The sequence below is a fragment of the Sphingorhabdus sp. genome (assembly GCF_044338195.1).
Taxonomy (GTDB): Bacteria; Pseudomonadota; Alphaproteobacteria; order Sphingomonadales; family Sphingomonadaceae; genus Sphingorhabdus_B.
In genome coordinates, this window is record NZ_JBIIMC010000020.1 from 22951 (window position 1) to 38804 (window position 15854).

The 15854-nt window shown below is 55.3% G+C and carries 16 protein-coding genes; 8 read left to right on the plus strand and 8 right to left on the minus strand.

Annotation, left to right across the window (positions count from 1 at the left end):
- Positions 1 to 6: 6 nt before the first annotated feature.
- Positions 7 to 1107 carry an MBL fold metallo-hydrolase gene (locus ACIQZK_RS07230; protein ID WP_397575535.1) on the minus strand — a complete coding sequence of 367 codons (1101 nt, stop codon included), beginning with the start codon at positions 1105 to 1107 and terminating at the stop codon, positions 7 to 9.
- 49 nt (positions 1108 to 1156) lie between these two features.
- A complete protein-coding gene (locus tag ACIQZK_RS07235; RefSeq protein WP_395628811.1) occupies positions 1157 to 1858 on the minus strand; it encodes a DUF1013 domain-containing protein in 702 nt (233 codons plus the stop codon).
- Between the two features lie 159 nt (positions 1859 to 2017).
- On the opposite strand from ACIQZK_RS07235, the gene ACIQZK_RS07240 reads away from it, so the two are divergent.
- The gene (locus ACIQZK_RS07240; RefSeq protein WP_397575536.1) at positions 2018 to 2983 is read left to right on the plus strand and encodes an alpha/beta fold hydrolase; all 966 of its coding nucleotides are present in this window, start codon (positions 2018 to 2020) and stop codon (positions 2981 to 2983) included.
- On the opposite strand, the gene ACIQZK_RS07245 is transcribed toward ACIQZK_RS07240, so the two are convergent.
- Positions 2980 to 3978 (minus strand): NAD(P)H-quinone oxidoreductase, encoded by a 999-nt coding sequence (locus tag ACIQZK_RS07245; RefSeq protein WP_397575537.1) that lies wholly within the window; start codon positions 3976 to 3978, stop codon positions 2980 to 2982. The two genes, ACIQZK_RS07240 and ACIQZK_RS07245, sit on opposite strands and share 4 nt — an antisense overlap.
- An 84-nt stretch (positions 3979 to 4062) precedes the next feature.
- Between ACIQZK_RS07245 and ACIQZK_RS07250 the strand changes: the two genes are divergently transcribed.
- Both ACIQZK_RS07250 and clpA read left to right on the plus strand, forming a co-directional pair.
- Positions 4063 to 4260 (plus strand): DUF1192 domain-containing protein, encoded by a 198-nt coding sequence (locus ACIQZK_RS07250; RefSeq protein ID WP_324477064.1) that lies wholly within the window; start codon positions 4063 to 4065, stop codon positions 4258 to 4260.
- A gap of 142 nt (positions 4261 to 4402) precedes the next feature.
- On the plus strand, positions 4403 to 6742 hold the full coding sequence (clpA, locus tag ACIQZK_RS07255; protein WP_397575538.1) for an ATP-dependent Clp protease ATP-binding subunit ClpA: 2340 nt from the start codon (positions 4403 to 4405) through the stop codon (positions 6740 to 6742).
- 5 nt (positions 6743 to 6747) lie between these two features.
- Here the strand turns inward: clpA and recF are convergent, their stop codons facing one another.
- The gene (gene recF, locus ACIQZK_RS07260; RefSeq protein WP_397575539.1) at positions 6748 to 7806 is read right to left on the minus strand and encodes a DNA replication/repair protein RecF; all 1059 of its coding nucleotides are present in this window, start codon (positions 7804 to 7806) and stop codon (positions 6748 to 6750) included.
- A gap of 380 nt (positions 7807 to 8186) precedes the next feature.
- On the opposite strand from recF, the gene ACIQZK_RS07265 reads away from it, so the two are divergent.
- On the plus strand, positions 8187 to 8363 hold the full coding sequence (locus ACIQZK_RS07265; RefSeq protein WP_395635950.1) for a PspC domain-containing protein: 177 nt from the start codon (positions 8187 to 8189) through the stop codon (positions 8361 to 8363).
- 53 nt (positions 8364 to 8416) lie between these two features.
- Positions 8417 to 8749, plus strand: coding sequence for a PilZ domain-containing protein (locus ACIQZK_RS07270; protein ID WP_397575540.1), 333 nt, complete (start codon positions 8417 to 8419; stop codon positions 8747 to 8749).
- A gap of 38 nt (positions 8750 to 8787) precedes the next feature.
- Here the strand turns inward: ACIQZK_RS07270 and ACIQZK_RS07275 are convergent, their stop codons facing one another.
- On the minus strand, positions 8788 to 9927 hold the full coding sequence (locus ACIQZK_RS07275; protein ID WP_397575541.1) for a beta-ketoacyl-ACP synthase III: 1140 nt from the start codon (positions 9925 to 9927) through the stop codon (positions 8788 to 8790).
- Between the two features lie 79 nt (positions 9928 to 10006).
- On the opposite strand from ACIQZK_RS07275, the gene ACIQZK_RS07280 reads away from it, so the two are divergent.
- Together ACIQZK_RS07280 and ACIQZK_RS07285 are read left to right on the plus strand one after the other, a co-directional pair.
- Positions 10007 to 10654 carry a lysophospholipid acyltransferase family protein gene (locus ACIQZK_RS07280; RefSeq protein ID WP_397575542.1) on the plus strand — a complete coding sequence of 216 codons (648 nt, stop codon included), beginning with the start codon at positions 10007 to 10009 and terminating at the stop codon, positions 10652 to 10654.
- Positions 10651 to 11460, plus strand: a complete 810-nt coding sequence (locus ACIQZK_RS07285) for a DUF1295 domain-containing protein (RefSeq protein WP_397575543.1) — start codon at positions 10651 to 10653, stop codon at positions 11458 to 11460. The genes ACIQZK_RS07280 and ACIQZK_RS07285 overlap by 4 nt, the downstream gene beginning before the upstream one ends.
- A gap of 46 nt (positions 11461 to 11506) precedes the next feature.
- Here ACIQZK_RS07285 and rimO read toward each other — a convergent pair whose 3' ends face one another.
- Positions 11507 to 12886: a 30S ribosomal protein S12 methylthiotransferase RimO gene (gene rimO / locus ACIQZK_RS07290; RefSeq protein ID WP_397575544.1), complete on the minus strand. Its 1380-nt coding sequence runs from the start codon at positions 12884 to 12886 to the stop codon at positions 11507 to 11509.
- A 68-nt stretch (positions 12887 to 12954) separates the two neighbouring features.
- Here rimO and ACIQZK_RS07295 point away from each other — a divergent pair, with 68 nt between their 5' ends.
- Complete coding sequence (locus tag ACIQZK_RS07295) at positions 12955 to 13461, plus strand: hypothetical protein (protein ID WP_397575545.1); 507 nt, start codon at positions 12955 to 12957, stop codon at positions 13459 to 13461.
- Positions 13462 to 13506: 45 nt separating this feature from the next.
- Here ACIQZK_RS07295 and surE read toward each other — a convergent pair whose 3' ends face one another.
- Positions 13507 to 14274, minus strand: a complete 768-nt coding sequence (gene surE, locus ACIQZK_RS07300) for a 5'/3'-nucleotidase SurE (protein WP_397575546.1) — start codon at positions 14272 to 14274, stop codon at positions 13507 to 13509.
- Positions 14274 to 15554: a serine--tRNA ligase gene (gene serS, locus ACIQZK_RS07305; protein WP_397575547.1), complete on the minus strand. Its 1281-nt coding sequence runs from the start codon at positions 15552 to 15554 to the stop codon at positions 14274 to 14276. Before serS ends, surE begins: the two co-directional genes overlap by 1 nt.
- Between the last annotated feature and the right edge of the window lie 300 nt (positions 15555 to 15854).

A 15854-nucleotide genomic window follows, 5' to 3' on the forward strand; every position in this document is an offset into this window, starting at 1 on the left:
CGCGCTTTATGCCGCGTGATACCAGCCAACACCATCGCGGATTTCACATTTTATCCGACCAGCAAAGTGCAAATAGCGCAAATGCGCCTGCGCCTCTCCGGTCGCCAAACCGTAAACCGTTTCATCAATTTCCCGGTCGAACAGCAATGCAAATGTATCGACCGCGCGCATTTCTGTGTGCCGTAGGGCAGCTTCCAACTTGTCGAGCCGTTCATGGTGGCCGGACGCCAGCTTATCCAACCGGACATGCACCCCAGTAAACGGCTCCCCATGCGCGGGCAGGACCAGCATATCGGCGGGCAATGCGTCCCGAAACTTTGTAATGGAGTCCAACCACTCACCCAGTGGGTCAGCATTGGGCTCGCTGTCCATGACGGAAACATTTGAGGTGATACGCGGCAAAATCTGGTCACCCGCGATGATCATACCATTGTTGAAATCGACAAGGCAGGCATGTTCCGGTGTGTGTCCGCCACCGGTCATCACCGTCCAATCCCGCTGGCCAACGCGGATGACTTGTCCGTCGTCCATGCGGACATGTCCCGTGGGTAGCCGTGACACCGCCCGCGCAAATCCGCCCCAACCGCGCTTACGCACCGCGTCGATGCGTTCTTCGTCAAAACCCGCAAAACGCCGATTGCTCAATACATCTTCGGGCGGTTGGTCAGCCTGATCTGCAACGAGCATCCGCGCCATCAACCATTCGGTCCGGTTCATCCAGACAGGAACTTTGAACTTGTTCGATAGCCATCCCGCGCAGCCAACATGGTCGGGGTGGAAATGGGTTACAAAAATCCGTTTGAGTTCGCGGTCGGCCAAATTGCCCGCGAACATCGCTTTCCACTGTTCAATGGTAGGCGGCATGAAAAGACCGGTATCGACGAGTGCATAGCCCGCCTCGCCCTCGTCCAATAACCACAGGTTGATGTGGGCCAGATTGCCGGGCACGGGCATACGCGTCCAGCCAATGTCCGGCGCGATAGGGTAGATTTCACCATAAGCCGGGGCATGGTCGCCTAAGGGGTATGTTAGCCCCTTAAACTCTTTTGCTTCAAATCCGTGGTCGGCAAGCGACGCGTCGTAATCAGGGGTTGCTTTGGTAGCCATAGCCCACACGTGCCTTAATCAAGCGATTAAGGCAATGACGACGTGGTCCTTATTCGCCCGCTTTTTTGAACAAAGTATCGGCTGTCAGCTCTGCCTTTTCAGTGGGTTCTACTTCACCGTTGAGAGCAGCTTCCGCGCGGCGCGCCGCTTCGGTACGTTCTGCACGCAATTCTTGGATCAGCGCGTCACGATCCGTGCCAAGACGGGCATCATTTGCCGCCGTGTTATCAATGCCTGCCTTTTTGGCGGCACGATTGACGATGGCATCGAGCTCGCGTTGCGAAGTCAGACCAAGCGTTACAGGATCCTTCGGCTGGATTTCAGCAATGTTCCAATGGCTGCGATCGCGAATGGCGGCAATCGTGTTGCGCGTCGTTCCGATCAACTTGCAGATCGCGCCATCGGAAATTTCCGGATGGTTGCGCAACAGCCATGCAATGCCGTCTGGCTTATCCTGACGCTTCGAAACTGGTGTATAGCGCGGTCCCTTTGTGCGGCGCACCTGATCTGGACCCTTGGACATTTGAAGGACATAATCTTCATCTGCCTGACCCTTTTCGATTTCGTCCATCGACAATTCGCCCGCGTGCACAGGGTCACGACCGGTGTATTTCGAGCCAGTCATGTCATCGGCCATCGCCTGAACTTCAAGAATATGGATGCCGCAGAACTCGGCAATTTGCGAGAAGCTCAAACCAGTATTGTCGACCAACCAAGCGGCAGTAGCATGTGGCATCAAAGGGGTGGCCATGTCTTTTGCTCCAATAATAAGGGCCGCCCCTTACGGAGCGGCCTGAAAATCTTGAGAAGCGCATTAGGCGAACTTTACCGTATCGGCAAGCGGCAATGCGCGTGGGGGCTTGCGCATTGCCCGTCTGGCATGCAATCCAGCAACGGATTGGGGAAAGAAATGAAACGTCTTATCAAATGGCTCGTTGTTGTGCTCGTGGTCGCGGTCGCCGCAGTCTTTATCTGGGGATATGCGCCCGATACCGATGCCGCAGAAATGGAAACCAAATATAGCAGCAGCGCATCGCGCTTTGCTGAACTGGAGCCTGGCCTGCGCGTTCACTATCGCGATGAAGGCAATCGGGACGGACGTGTTCTTGTCCTCATCCACGGATCGAACGCATCGCTACATACGTGGGAGACGTGGGTCCAGATTTTAGGCAAGGAATATCGTATCATTTCGATGGACCTCCCCGGCCATGGCCTTACCGGGCAAAATCCATCCGGTACCTATGACGCCGCGACCTATGTCGAGGTCGTCGATCGGTTGCTGACGCGGCTGAATGTCACAAAAGCAGTCATCGGCGGCAACTCAATGGGTGGCGGCGTCACATGGATGTACACACTCACGCACCCCGAAAAGGTCGAGGCGATGTTGCTGGTGGATGCCAGCGGCCAGCCTTCTGCCAAATCTGGTAATTTACCACTCGGTTTCCGTTTGATGCGGATGCCGGTTATCAAAGAGGCCGCGCGCTTCATCGCCCCACGCAGCATATTTGAAGCCAGCGTCAAAACATCGATGAGTGTTCAATCAAAAATCGACGCAAAGCTTGTCGACCGCTATTGGGAACTCAACCGCTATCCCGGCAACCGCGAAGCAACGATGAAGCGCTTTGCAAACGTGCAAAACATGCGTGCTGGCAACGCAGAGAAGCTGGCGACAATCAAGGTCCCGACAATGATCATGTGGGGAGAAGAGGATAACCTCATCCCCGTAAGTGCTGCGCGGTGGTTCGCGGACGCCTTGCCGCAAGCCAAGCTGATCATTTATCCGGGCGTAGGCCACATCCCGATGGAAGAAATTCCAGAGCAGAGCGCTGCCGACGTAAAAGCATGGCTGGATGGCTTACCGCCACCAGCCGCTTAAACTTCGAGCATAATCTTCCCGACATGCGCGCCGGATTCCATATACGTATGGGCTCCAGCAGCATCCGTTAGGGGAAATATCCGGTCCATTTCGGGCCGCAATGCGCCGTCGCACACCATTGGCCAAACCGTTGTTGATATTTCCTGCGCCAGCAAAGCCTTAAACTCTGCTGTGCGCGGGCGTAGCGTGGATCCGGTAAGCATCAACCGGCGGGACATGATATAGGCCATATTGAGTTCAGCGGTCATCCCGCCTTGAACGGCAATGGTCACATGACGGCCATCTTCGCGCAGGCACTGAAGATTGCGCGCAACATAACCACCTGCGACCATGTCCAGAACGAGATGCACGCCAGCGCCGTTGGTAATCGTTTTTACTTCAGCGGCAAAATCTGTGCTGTTGTAATTTATGGCGTGATCCGCGCCGATCGCCTTTGCAGCGGCGCATTTGTCGTCCGAACCGCAGGTCACAATGACATTGAGATCGAACAATTTGCCCAATTTGATCGCCATGGTTCCAATGCCGCTCGTGCCGCCATGGATGAGGACCGTTTCGCCGGGCGCCGCATAGCCGCGTTCAAACACATTGTGCCACACGGTGAACAGCGTTTCAGGCAATGCCGCAGCCTCAGCCATTTCCATGCCCGCTGGAACGGGCAAGCAAACATCGGCGCGGGCAATGCAATATTCGGCATATCCGCCGCCCGATACCAACGCACATTGGCGCGTGCCCAATAGTTCGCGGGACACGCCCGCACCTACCGACACAACAACGCCCGATACTTCCAGTCCGGGCAGATCGCTCGCGCCTGGCGGCGGCGGATATAGACCTTTGCGTTGAATGACATCGGGTCTGTTTACGCCGGCAAAGGCAACCTTCAAAAGCAGCTCACCATCGCCAGGGCTTGGCACTGGCCGCTCTGCCGCGATCAGTACTTCAGGGCCACCCGGCGTCGAAATCTCGATCGCCGTCATCAATTCAGGCAGTTTTTCCATGTCTATTGCATCCCCATGTCAATTGAGATGCCTTTTAGGGAAGCATCATATTGACAGCAACCGCTCATGGGTAAAATATGAACCATGGAAATCGACGACAATCTACCGTTACGCCGGGACGACCCACTCAATAATCTTGTGAAGCAGGATATTGATGCCCTGTCGGTCGCAGAGCTTGAAACCCGCATAGCTGCTTTAAAGGCAGAAATTGTGCGCTGTGAGGGTAAGATAGCCTTTGCCAGCAAGCATCGCAGTGTTGCGGACGCGTTGTTCAAAAAATAAGCGTCAGATGGCACAAATCCTTCCCACACGATGAAGAAACTGGGGATGAAAACCGTTATCTGCCTCATGTTGCTTGAAAGCAAAGAAGGCCGCGCCAATATAGAGTTCAAGCGACAGCGACTCATTGAAGGGAGACGATAACATGCCATCATTTGCGGAGTCGCTGGAAGCAACGCTTCACAACGCATTGAAACACGCAGGCGACCGTGCGCATGAATATGCGACGCTTGAACATTTGCTGCTCGCACTCATCGATGATGCAGATGCGGCGAAGGTCATGCAGGCATGCGGCGTCGACTTGGGCGAGCTGTCCGACATCATCATCACCTATCTCGACACCGAACTCGAAAGTTTGCGTGTCGAAGGCAAGGTAGACCCCTCCCCCACCAGTGGCTTCCAACGTGTGGTTCAGCGCGCGATACTGCACGTCCAAAGCTCGGGCAAAGATGTTGTGACGGGCGCCAATGTTTTGGTGGCCCTGTTCTCCGAACGCGAAAGCTACGCCGTCTATTTCCTGCAGCAGCAGGATATGAGCCGCCTCGACGCCGTTTCCTATATCAGCCATGGCATTGGCAAGGACGGCAAACTTGCCGAGCCGCGCCCCGTCACTGGTTCCGAGCAAAAGGGCGAAGAGCCCGAGGATACAAAGGCGAAGAAGGACAAGAAAGAGGGTGCGCTTGATCAGTTCACCGTCAATCTAAACGAAAAAGCCAAGCAGGGCCGCATTGATCCGCTCATCGGCCGCGCGGCTGAGGTTGATCGTACGGTGCAGATTTTGTGCCGCAGGTCAAAAAACAACCCCTTATATGTCGGTGAACCCGGCGTCGGCAAAACGGCCATCGCCGAAGGTCTGGCGCGCCGTATCGTTGAAAAGCAGGTTCCAGAAGTATTGTTGCCCGCGGTGATTTATTCACTCGATATGGGCGCGCTTTTGGCCGGCACCCGCTATCGTGGTGATTTCGAAGAGCGGTTAAAGGCTGTGGTGTCGGAACTCGAAAAGCTGCCCGACGCGATATTGTTTATTGACGAAATCCACACGGTCATCGGCGCGGGCGCAACCAGCGGCGGCGCGATGGATGCGTCCAACTTGCTGAAGCCTGCTTTGTCCGGCGGCACCATTCGTTGCATCGGTTCGACGACGTACAAGGAATTCCGTAACCATTTCGAAAAAGACCGCGCGTTGCTGCGCCGGTTCCAAAAGATCGACGTCAACGAGCCAAGCATTGAGGATACCATCAAAATCCTCGCCGGCCTGCGGTCCGCATTCGAAGAGCATCATAAGGTGAAGTACACGCCAGAGGCCATTAAGGCCGCGGTTGAACTGTCATCGCGCTACATCAATGACCGCAAGCAACCAGATAAAGCCATTGACGTCATTGACGAGGTTGGCGCGATGCAAATGCTGGTTGCACCGTCAAAGCGTCGGAAGCTGATCACCGCGCGCGAGATTGAGGCTGTTATCGCCACCATCGCCCGCATTCCGCCAAAGCAGGTGTCATCGGATGACAAGACTGCGCTCGGCACGCTTGAAGCCGATCTGAAGCGCGTTGTGTTTGGACAGGACAAGGCCATTGAGGTGCTTGCCAGCGCCATCAAGCTGAGCCGTGCAGGCTTACGTGACACCGAAAAGCCCATCGGCAGCTATTTGTTCAGCGGCCCCACGGGCGTCGGCAAGACCGAAGTCGCGCGTCAACTCGCCTCCATTCTTGGCATTCCACTTAAGCGTTTCGACATGTCCGAATATATGGAGCGCCACAGCGTCAGCCGCCTGATCGGTGCGCCTCCGGGCTATGTCGGTTTTGACCAAGGCGGTCTACTGACCGATGCCGTCGACCAAAGCCCGCACAGCGTGTTGTTGCTCGACGAAATCGAAAAAGCGCATCCTGATCTATTCAACATTCTGCTTCAGGTCATGGATAATGGCCGTCTGACGGACCATCATGGCAAGACCGTTGATTTCCGGAATGTCATTTTGATTATGACAACCAATGCGGGTGCCAGCGACATGGCCAAAGAAGGCATTGGTTTCGGCAATAACATCAGCAAGGAAGATGCTGGAGACGAGGCCGTAAAAAAGATGTTTGCGCCGGAATTCCGCAACCGTCTGGATGCAACCGTGCCATTTGGTTATCTGCCAACGGACGTTGTAGCGCGCGTTGTCGACAAGTTCATTCTACAGCTTGAACTGCAACTCGCCGACCAGAATGTGCACATCAAACTGGACGACGAAGCGCGCGCATGGCTCACCGAACGTGGCTATGACAAGCTATATGGCGCACGGCCAATGGGGCGCCTGATCCAAGAGAAGATCAAACAGCCGCTTGCTGAGGAGCTTCTGTTTGGAAAACTCGTGCATGGCGGCGAAGTGGCTGTGCGCATGAAGGACGGCGCACCAAGTTTTGAAGTAACGCCCGCAGCACCCAAGGCGACGAAGCCCAAGGTGCCGAAGAAGGTCGCGAAAAAAGCAAGCAAGGCCGAATAAAGCGTCTAATTCTGCCCGACTGGCAACAGTTGGGCAGATGGCCCTATACCATTAAATAATTCGGGCTCGGTTCCGGTCATCCAAACCTGCGCGCCGGTTTCCGCGAGTAACGCAAACAATGCGGCGCGTCTTGACGGATCGAGATGCGCTGCAACTTCATCCAGAAGCAGGATTGGCGGTGCCTGACGCTGCGCAGACACCAACGCGGCGTGCGCAAGGATGAGCGATAGCAACAAGGCTTTTTGCTCGCCCGTCGAACACTGCTCCGCCATTTGGCCGGAATCCTTATGTATGACGTCAAGATCCGCGCGATGTGGACCAAATAATGTGCGCCCGGCCGCAGCGTCACGGTTGCGGCCCTGACGCCAGATCACGGCCAGATCACCCTCTGTTGGATCGGCCTTATCGACAAGGTGGATCAGCGGAACCGCGAACGGCCCCGAAGGCGCGCCTTGCAATTGGTCGCGCAGGGCATCAACCAAGCCGGTACGCGCAGATTGAATGGCGTGGGCGCTCTCCACCATCTGTTGTTCAAGGGCATCCAACCAAAGCGGGTCGGCGGACACGGTCCCCGACAACAGCTTATTGCGTTGCTGCATGGCCTTTTCATATCGGCTGCTGTGACGGGCATGCTGAGGACTGAGTGCCAGCACGAGGCGGTCTAAAAACCGACGACGCGCGGCGGAACCATCTGCAAACAGGCGGTCCATCGCTGGCGTAAGCCAAATGACCGAAAGCCATTCCGCAAGGCTGTTAATGGACGCGTTGCTCTCGTTCACGCGGACTTTGCGGCGTTCGGGCTGCTCCGCGCTCACACCCGTTCCAATGACATTCCCCGACACTTCGGCGACGATGGCAAATCCACCGCCACCGCCAGCGCGGACCATATCCGACATTGCGGCACGGCGAAGACCGCGCCCCGGCACCAACAGCGAGACTGCCTCCAGGATGTTCGTCTTGCCCGCACCATTTGACCCATGAAGCGCAATGAACTGCGCATTGGGACGGATATCCAGCGCGGCATGGTTGCGAAAATCATTCAAGGAGAGGCGGGACAAGACCATATAAACTGCCTGCTATAGTGGCATGTTCCGGTCAAGCCGCTTGTCGGAAAATCGCCAAACCAAATATTGGTATTTTTTCCCAATATATGAAATTGTTTCACGCCCCACCGATACCAAGAACCAACCTAACTATATGATTTTATGAAATACATCCAATTTGGCACGACCTGTGCAAACTATTCCGCATGGCCGGAATAGTCCGGTAGATTTTACAGGAACGTCACATGACACAATATGCACGCACCCAAATCGTTTCAGCCTTTGCCGCCGTACTTTGCGCGGTCATCACCATCGGTATCAGCATTGCACCAGCCGTAGCGCCTGCTGCAGCTATCGTTGCCTAAACATATTAACGCAGTTCAAAAAAAGGGAGTGAAGAAATGGCACGTTTAACATTGGACAAAACCAACAAGAAAATTCTCGGCGTATGTGCCGGATTGGCCAACTGGTCTGGCATCGACGCGATGATCATTCGTCTGATTTTTGCGGTCGCCACCGTGGTTGGCTTTGGCTCACCGGTCCTGATCTACATCCTGCTGGCGATGATACTCGACTAAATTTGATTATCTCGCTACCGATTATCGGAGGATCAAGGGATCAGGAGCCACCGATGGCCGGGGACGTTTTTGACAGTGGAGGTCACAACGATCGCGCATTTACGCGTAACGGAGTCGCCATCACGGCAAGCGTTCGCGAACAAGGCGGAGGTCGACAACAGGTTGAAGTTGTCGACCTATCCCAAGCCGGATTTCGCATGCGAACGGCATCTTTCATTGCCCCCGACCGGATACTGTTCCTGACATTGCCAGGATATAACCCGCTCGAAGCGCGGATCGCATGGCATGAAAAGGAATATTATGGCTGTGAGTTTGTCCAAAGACTGCACGCGGCCGTGTACGACGACATCGTCCGCAGATATCCGTTGTTCAACGTCCGCAATTAAGCGTTAATCGCCCGCGCCAATTGCGCGCGTTATCGGACTTAGCCAACCTTGCGCACAAAAACCGACCCCGCGGAATAACCCGCGCCAAAGGAGCAGATGAGACCAAGGTCGCCTGCTTTCAGGTCCTGATTATGCTTATGGAACGCGATTATCGAACCCGCGCTTGAGGTGTTGGCATAAGTATCCAGAACAGTTGGGCTCTCATCCTCAACGGCTTCATGCCCGAGCACTTTTTGCGCGATAAGCCGGTTCATTCCGGTATTGGCCTGATGCAACCACAAGCGACGCAAATCTGAGCCGGACAGGCCAAGGCTTTCCGCGTGCTCAAGGATCATCTGCCCAACCATTGGCACGACTTCCTTGAAAACCTTTCGGCCTTCCTGAACGAACAATTTGTCGTTGCGCGGTCCGCTTTGATCGACAGGGCCATTGCCATCCGCGCGGTTCAAAAATCCGAAATTGTTGCGAATGTTGTTCGAAAACTGGGTTTTCAAACGGGTCCCCAAAATTTCCCAATGTTGTGCGGGTGCCAAGTCTTTCGCTTCGACCAAAATGGCGGTTGCCACGTCACCAAAGATAAAGTGGCTGTCACGATCGCGCCAGTTGAGATGTCCGGACGTGATTTCGGGATTTACGACCAATACAGAACGTGCGTTGCCGCTGCGGATATAGTCGGCAGCCGTCTGGATACCAAAGGTAGCCGACGAGCACGCGACATTCATATCGAAACCGAATCCGCGCTGCATGCCCAATTCATGCTGAATCTCGACCGCCATAGCAGGATAGGCACGCTGCATATTGGACGCGGCGCACAAAACAGCATCGACGTCCGCAATGTCTCGGCCAGCCTTGGCCAATGCGTCCCGGCACGCCGCGACGCCAATTTCCGCCATAAGGGAAATTTGGTCATTCGGACGCTCTGCGTACCGTGGCTCCATAATGTCCGGATCTAATATCGCGGTTTTGTCCATAACATGGCGGGACTTGATGCCGCTGGCCTTTTCCACAAACTCAACCGAGCTATGCGTCAGCGGCTCTGCATCCGGATGCGCTGCGTTATACCGATCGGCATAAGCGTTAAAGCTGGCAACAAGCTCGGCATTGCTGATGGTATCGGTTGGCGTGAATAAGCCCGTAGCTGAAATGACCGGTGTAGCGCCGTGCGCTGAATGCGACATGTTTTTTCCCGCTTGTTTTTGTAATTACGTCCGTGTGCCTAGCGCTTGCGTATTTATGAAACAAGACGTTTGAAAAGGTTTGCAACGCAGTTATGGAAGCAATGGGGGAGGAAGACAAAATATGTCTTTGAAGGAACGTCAGCCTAGCTGGTTGTCCCGGCTGGTCAGGCGGGTATTGGTTTGGATTTACAAACGCGGCGGATGGCATGCCCATGGCGTCGTGCCCGAATCCCGTAAATTCGTTTTGATTGCGGCACCACACACCAGCAACTGGGATTTTGTGTATTTTCTGGGGTTAACAGATGACCTTGGAATCATGCCACATTTCATGGGGAAATCTTCGCTCTTCCGTTGGCCATTTACCAACTTCATGCTCGACATGGGCGGTGTCCCGGTGGACCGCTCGTCGAACAAAAATTATGTTCAGCAGATGATTGATGAATTCGGCCGTAGAAAAGAATTCATGCTCACTATCGCGCCTGAGGGCACACGGGGCAACGTCAAAGCGTGGAAGACGGGTTTTTATCATATCGCCATGGGTGCCGGCGTGCCGATGGTCGTTGGCATGATGGATTATCAGTCGAAATCCGGTGGCTTAGGGCCAGAAATTTGGCCCACGGGCGATTATAAGGCGGACATGAAAAAGGTCGCCGAAATCTATTCTACTGTCGTGCCGAAGCACCCTGCGAAAGGGATGACCGGCATTTTTGCAAAGGATGAAATATGACAGCTATCGGTCAAACACTTGCAATCAACGCGACTGCCCTGCTTGCAGTCATACTTCTGCTCTGGGCGTATTCGGTCAAGATCCGCGATGTTTCCTTCATTGATGCATTTTGGGCGTTCGGAATGGTGCTGCTTGCGTGGGCAAGCTGGACGCAATCCGATGCACCGGGCGCGCTGTCGCATTTGCTGCTTGGCTTGACCACATTGTGGGGGCTTCGGCTTTCGCTGCATTTGTGGACACGCTGGCGCGCGCATGGCGAAGATCCGCGTTATGAAAAAATCATGCGCAGTGTGATGGAGAAAAAGGGCTGGAGCTGGAGCAAAACGTCGCTGCAGTCGGTTTTTCTGACCCAAGCCCCGTTGTTGTTCATCACCTGCCTGCCCGCACAGCTCGGCATTGCGTATAGCGATGGCGCGAACGCAGCTTTAGGTCCGCTCGCATTTGCCGGCGCGATTGTTGCGATCATCGGCATATTGTTTGAAACCATCGGTGATGCGCAGCTAAACGCCTTCCGGGCCAATCCTGCCAATAAAGGCAAGGTTCTCGATACTGGCCTATGGCGCTACACCCGCCACCCGAATTATTTCGGCGATGCCTGCACATGGTGGGGCATTTGGCTTATCGCATGTGAAACTGGCCTGCCAGGTTGGATCAGCATCATTGGCCCGATCTTCCTGACCTTCACACTCACGCGCTGGTCGGGTAAGCCAATGCTAGAATATGGCATGAAGAAAACGCGGCCCGGCTATGCGGAATATGTCGCGCGGACCTCAGGCTTTTTCCCGCTACCGCCAAAGTCGCGCTAAGCCGTTAATGGCAGGTGCACGTGACACCTGTTCAGGTGCCCTGAAATCAGGTGACAACGCCAAACAGGTCGTGCTCGTCGGCGTCTTCGATGTCGACTTGAACAATGTCGCCCGCCTTTAAGGTCGGTGCAACGTCACGCAAATAGACATGGCCGTCGATCTCCGGCGCATCGGCTTGCGACCGTCCGGTGGCGCCAACGCTGCCATCTTCATCGGCGTCGCCAATCTCGTCGATAACGACAGGGATATTGCGTCCAACCTTTGCGGCAAGCTTCGCAGCGCTAATCGCCGCCGTCTTTTCCATGATACGCTGAAACCGCTCTTCCTTCACCTCTTCGGGAACAGGGTTTGGCAAATCGTTCGCTTGTGCACCTTCCACAGGTTCAAAACGGAAAGCCCCGACCCGGTCCAGCTGCGCTTCGTCCAACCAGTCGAGTAGATATTGGAAATCCGCATCGGTTTCGCCCGGAAATCCGACCACAAAGCTTGACCGGATAGCAATATCGGGCGCGATACTGCGCCAGTTGCGGATGCGTTCAAGCACCTTCGCTTCATTGGCGGGGCGCTTCATGGCTTTCAGGACATTCGGCGCGGCATGCTGAAACGGGATATCGAGATATGGCGTCAAATACCCTTCCGCCATCAACGGAATAACGTCGTCAACATGCGGGTAAGGATAGACATAATGCAGCCGCACCCAAGGGGCGATGCCTTCGCTCGTCCGCAAGCTGCCCAATTCGCGGGCGAGGTCCGTCATATGCGCGCGCACCTGGCGCCCCTGCCACTCGCGTGGCTCGTGCCGCGTATCAACGCCATAGGCAGACGTATCTTGCGAAATAACCAAAAGCTCTTTGGTGCCAGCAGCGACCAGTTTTTCTGCCTCACGCAACACGGCGTCAATCCGGCGGCTTGCAAGCTTTCCGCGCAATGACGGAATGATGCAGAAGGCGCAGCTGTGGTTGCACCCTTCGGAAATCTTTAAATAGCTGTAATGGCGCGGCGTCAGCTTCAATCCACCTTCGGGCACCAGATCCACAAACGCACCGCGTGTCGGTGGCGCAGCTTCATGAACCGCCGAAACCACGGCTTCATATTGATGCGCGCCTGTGATCGCGAGCACATCAGGGAAGCGCGCGCGGATGACGTCGGCTTCATTACCCATGCAGCCTGTGACAATAACGCGGCCATTTTCTGCGATCGCCTCTCCAATCGCCTCAAGGCTCTCTTCTTTAGCGGAGTCCAGAAAGCCACAGGTGTTCACCAGCACGACGTCAGCGCCGGCATAATCGGGCGACAAGCCATAGCCATCGGCACGCAGCTTTGTGAGGATCCGTTCGCTATCGACCAGCGCCTTGGGACAGCCAAGTGATACCATGCCGACCTTCGGCGCTGCTTTGATTTGAGTTGCCATGATGGCGGGCCGCATAGCGGGTTTCCGTACGCTTGTCACGGGAAGTATAGATTTGCGCTGCCCATCAGGATAACAATCCAACAATGATTATCAAAATCACCAAAGGCACGGATCGCGATTTTCTCGCCATTGTTAGGAACGACGGCTCGACGGAGACCGCAACCTTCCCGAAAAAAGGCGTGACGCCGCATGATGCGATCCATTATTTCGTCGAAACCGAGTTGAACTTGCCAATGGCATTTTGGGGAATGGTCGCAAAAGGACATAGTCCCGCAGATATTCAGGAAATTGCAAAACAGGCGGGTCACGCCAGCGCGTCACGGGCGCAAACGCCTGACGAACATATTGTGCAGTTGCTTCAGGCAGAACGCTTGGTGGAATGTTTCGAATCCGACGCATGGGGCGCACCGGCAGATACCGAAACCTTTATCTCGATTGCCAAAACAGCGTGCGAGGCTTCATTTGTTCCGATGCCAGCACTGACGCCCCAATCGATTGAGGCCGTCCGCACGCGGATTGCGGAGTTTCAGTCCATCTGGTTGGTTGCGATGGCTGGCCATGTGGCCGAATTTCAGTGGGATGAACCTTGATCGCGAACGCAACTTAACTGGCACGCTGCAGCGAATGGCTTTCCCTTATCCGCTGTAAGCGCTCCGAAGATTGGCGAGGGACTCGTTATGGGTTAAGTCAAGCTGCAGCGGGGTCACTGCGATATAGCCATCCTCAATCACCTCAAGGTCCGTATCATGGCCCGGCGTGTGCACCATTCCATGAAGCCCAAACCAATAATAGTCGTAGCCACGTGGGTCCGTGCCCTTGACGATTGAACCGCGGCTATAGTCATGGAAACCCTGCCGGGCGACTTTGATGCCCTTAACATCCTGCGGCAAGAGCGGCGGGAAGTTGATATTGGTTAGCGTGCGCGGCGTATGCGGCGTGTCCAATAACGGACGCAGCACGCGCTCGCCCCACGCTTCGGCAGCCGAAAAGGGTACGGCATCCGCCATGCCTTCTTTGCTATACACTTGGCTAAGTGCAATGGAACGGATTCCCGCCAACGCACCTTCCATCGCCGCAGCGACCGTGCCCGAATAAGTGATATCATCACCAAGATTGGCACCACGGTTGACGCCGGACAAAATCAGGTCAGGCTTTGCATCTTTCATGATGACACCAATGCCCAGCATGACAGAATCGGTTGGCGTTCCCGCAACCGAATAATGTTTTTCGCCATGTTGACGAATTCGCACAGGCTTGGTCAGTGTCAGCGAATGACCTGCGCCTGAATTTTCCTCGGCCGGTGCGACAATCCAGATGTCATCGCTCAAGGTGCGGGCAATCGCCTCCAACACCTTAAGACCCGGCGCATTCACACCATCATCATTGGTCAATAAAATGCGCATCAGGCCGCAATCTCTAGCTTTGTCAGGCCGCCCATATATGGCAGCAGCGCGGCTGGAACGGTCACACTGCCGTCGGCCTGCTGATGATTTTCGAGGACGGCAACCAGCGTACGGCCAACGGCCAAGCCAGAACCATTCAACGTGTGCACGAACACATTGCCTTTGCTTTCCGCAGGGCGGTAACGCGTGTTCATACGGCGCGCCTGCCAGTCACCGCAGTTCGAACAGCTCGAAATTTCACGGTACAGCCCCTGCCCCGGCAACCAGACCTCAAGATCATAGGTCTTGCGCGCGCTGGCACCCATGTCGCCTGTGCACAAAAGCATCTTGCGATATGGCAACTCCAGTGCTTGCAAGATACCCTCGGCACTTTCGACCATGCGTTCATGTTCGGCAGCGCTGTCTTCGGGGCGAACGATGGAGACCAGCTCCACCTTTTCAAACTGGTGTTGGCGGATCAAGCCTTTCGTATCGCGCCCCGCCGCGCCGGCTTCGGAACGAAAACAGGGCGTCAATGCGGTCATACGGATCGGCAACGCGCCCTCGTCCAAAATCTGTTCGCGCACGCTGTTGGTCAACGACACTTCGGCGGTTGGGATAAGCCAACGGCCATCGGTCGTCTGAAAATTGTCTTCAGCAAACTTTGGAAGTTGTCCGGTACCAAACAGCGATTCCTGACGCACCAGATAAGGCGTGGCGCATTCTGTATAACCGCGCTGTCCGGTCTGGTAGTCCAACATGAACTGACCAAGCGCACGATTAAGCCGCGCCATTTGTCCGCGCATGAAGGTGAAGCGCGCGCCGGAAATTGCCACGCCCGTTTCGAAATCGAGGCCAAGCTCTGGCCCCAAATCCGCATGATCGCGCGGTTCAAAGTCAAAACTGCGCGGGGTGCCCCACCGCGCTATTTCAACATTTTCTGTCTCGTCTGCGCCATCTGGCGTGTCGTCAGCGGGCAAATTGGGCAGCCCGGCGAGCAGCGTATCCAATTCTTCGCCTGCAGCGCGTTCCTGCTCTTCCAATGCCGGCAAAGTGTCCTTCAACGCGGCAACTTCGGCTTTCAGCGCCTCTGCGGTCGCTATATCGCCCTTGCCCATGGCAGCACCGATTGCTTTGGACGCTTCGTTGCGTCGTGCTTGCGCATTTTGCATTTCGGTCAACACAGCGCGGCGATTTTCATCCAACGCCAGAACCGATGCAGCAACGGGCGCAGCGCCTCTGCGGATAAGGGCGGCGTCAAAGTCTTGCGGATTTTCGCGGATATATTTTAGGTCATGCATGGCGGCTGGCTATGCCGTTCGCGCATCGGTTTCGCAACGAAAAAGGGCAGCACGCCGTTTCCACAACTTTTATGCCCTCCACGACATTGTGTGACATTTGCCGCTTGTGCCGGTTTTGGCGTGAGTCTATAGCGCCGGCGAGAGTGGATTTGGACGCGGCAACCTTGGTTTTGCGGGGCCCGCCAGAGGTGGAGAATCTAACATGGGCGCAAGCGCCGAGCCTCAAACGAATACCGGAGAATTGAACAATTCCGGTTATGATATTGACCCTTCATATATTCCCAGCGACGACGAGCCGTT

Excerpts from the sequence above, each read along its gene's own strand:
- ACIQZK_RS07235 (WP_395628811.1), bottom strand. The coding sequence starts at position 1,858 with ATGGCCACCCCTTTGATGCCACATGCTACTGCCGCTTGGTTGGTCGAC.
- ACIQZK_RS07230 (WP_397575535.1), bottom strand. The coding sequence starts at position 1,107 with ATGGCTACCAAAGCAACCCCTGATTACGACGCGTCGCTTGCCGACCAC.
- ACIQZK_RS07250 (WP_324477064.1), top strand. The coding sequence starts at position 4,063 with ATGGAAATCGACGACAATCTACCGTTACGCCGGGACGACCCACTCAAT.
- serS (WP_397575547.1), bottom strand. The coding sequence starts at position 15,554 with ATGCATGACCTAAAATATATCCGCGAAAATCCGCAAGACTTTGACGCC.
- rimO (WP_397575544.1), bottom strand. The coding sequence starts at position 12,886 with ATGCGGCCCGCCATCATGGCAACTCAAATCAAAGCAGCGCCGAAGGTC.
- ACIQZK_RS07270 (WP_397575540.1), top strand. The coding sequence starts at position 8,417 with ATGGCCGGGGACGTTTTTGACAGTGGAGGTCACAACGATCGCGCATTT.
- clpA (WP_397575538.1), top strand. The coding sequence starts at position 4,403 with ATGCCATCATTTGCGGAGTCGCTGGAAGCAACGCTTCACAACGCATTG.
- ACIQZK_RS07245 (WP_397575537.1), bottom strand. The coding sequence starts at position 3,978 with ATGGAAAAACTGCCTGAATTGATGACGGCGATCGAGATTTCGACGCCG.
- ACIQZK_RS07285 (WP_397575543.1), top strand. The coding sequence starts at position 10,651 with ATGACAGCTATCGGTCAAACACTTGCAATCAACGCGACTGCCCTGCTT.
- ACIQZK_RS07295 (WP_397575545.1), top strand. The coding sequence starts at position 12,955 with ATGATTATCAAAATCACCAAAGGCACGGATCGCGATTTTCTCGCCATT.
- recF (WP_397575539.1), bottom strand. The coding sequence starts at position 7,806 with ATGGTCTTGTCCCGCCTCTCCTTGAATGATTTTCGCAACCATGCCGCG.
- ACIQZK_RS07240 (WP_397575536.1), top strand. The coding sequence starts at position 2,018 with ATGAAACGTCTTATCAAATGGCTCGTTGTTGTGCTCGTGGTCGCGGTC.
- ACIQZK_RS07265 (WP_395635950.1), top strand. The coding sequence starts at position 8,187 with ATGGCACGTTTAACATTGGACAAAACCAACAAGAAAATTCTCGGCGTA.
- ACIQZK_RS07275 (WP_397575541.1), bottom strand. The coding sequence starts at position 9,927 with ATGTCGCATTCAGCGCACGGCGCTACACCGGTCATTTCAGCTACGGGC.
- surE (WP_397575546.1), bottom strand. The coding sequence starts at position 14,274 with ATGCGCATTTTATTGACCAATGATGATGGTGTGAATGCGCCGGGTCTT.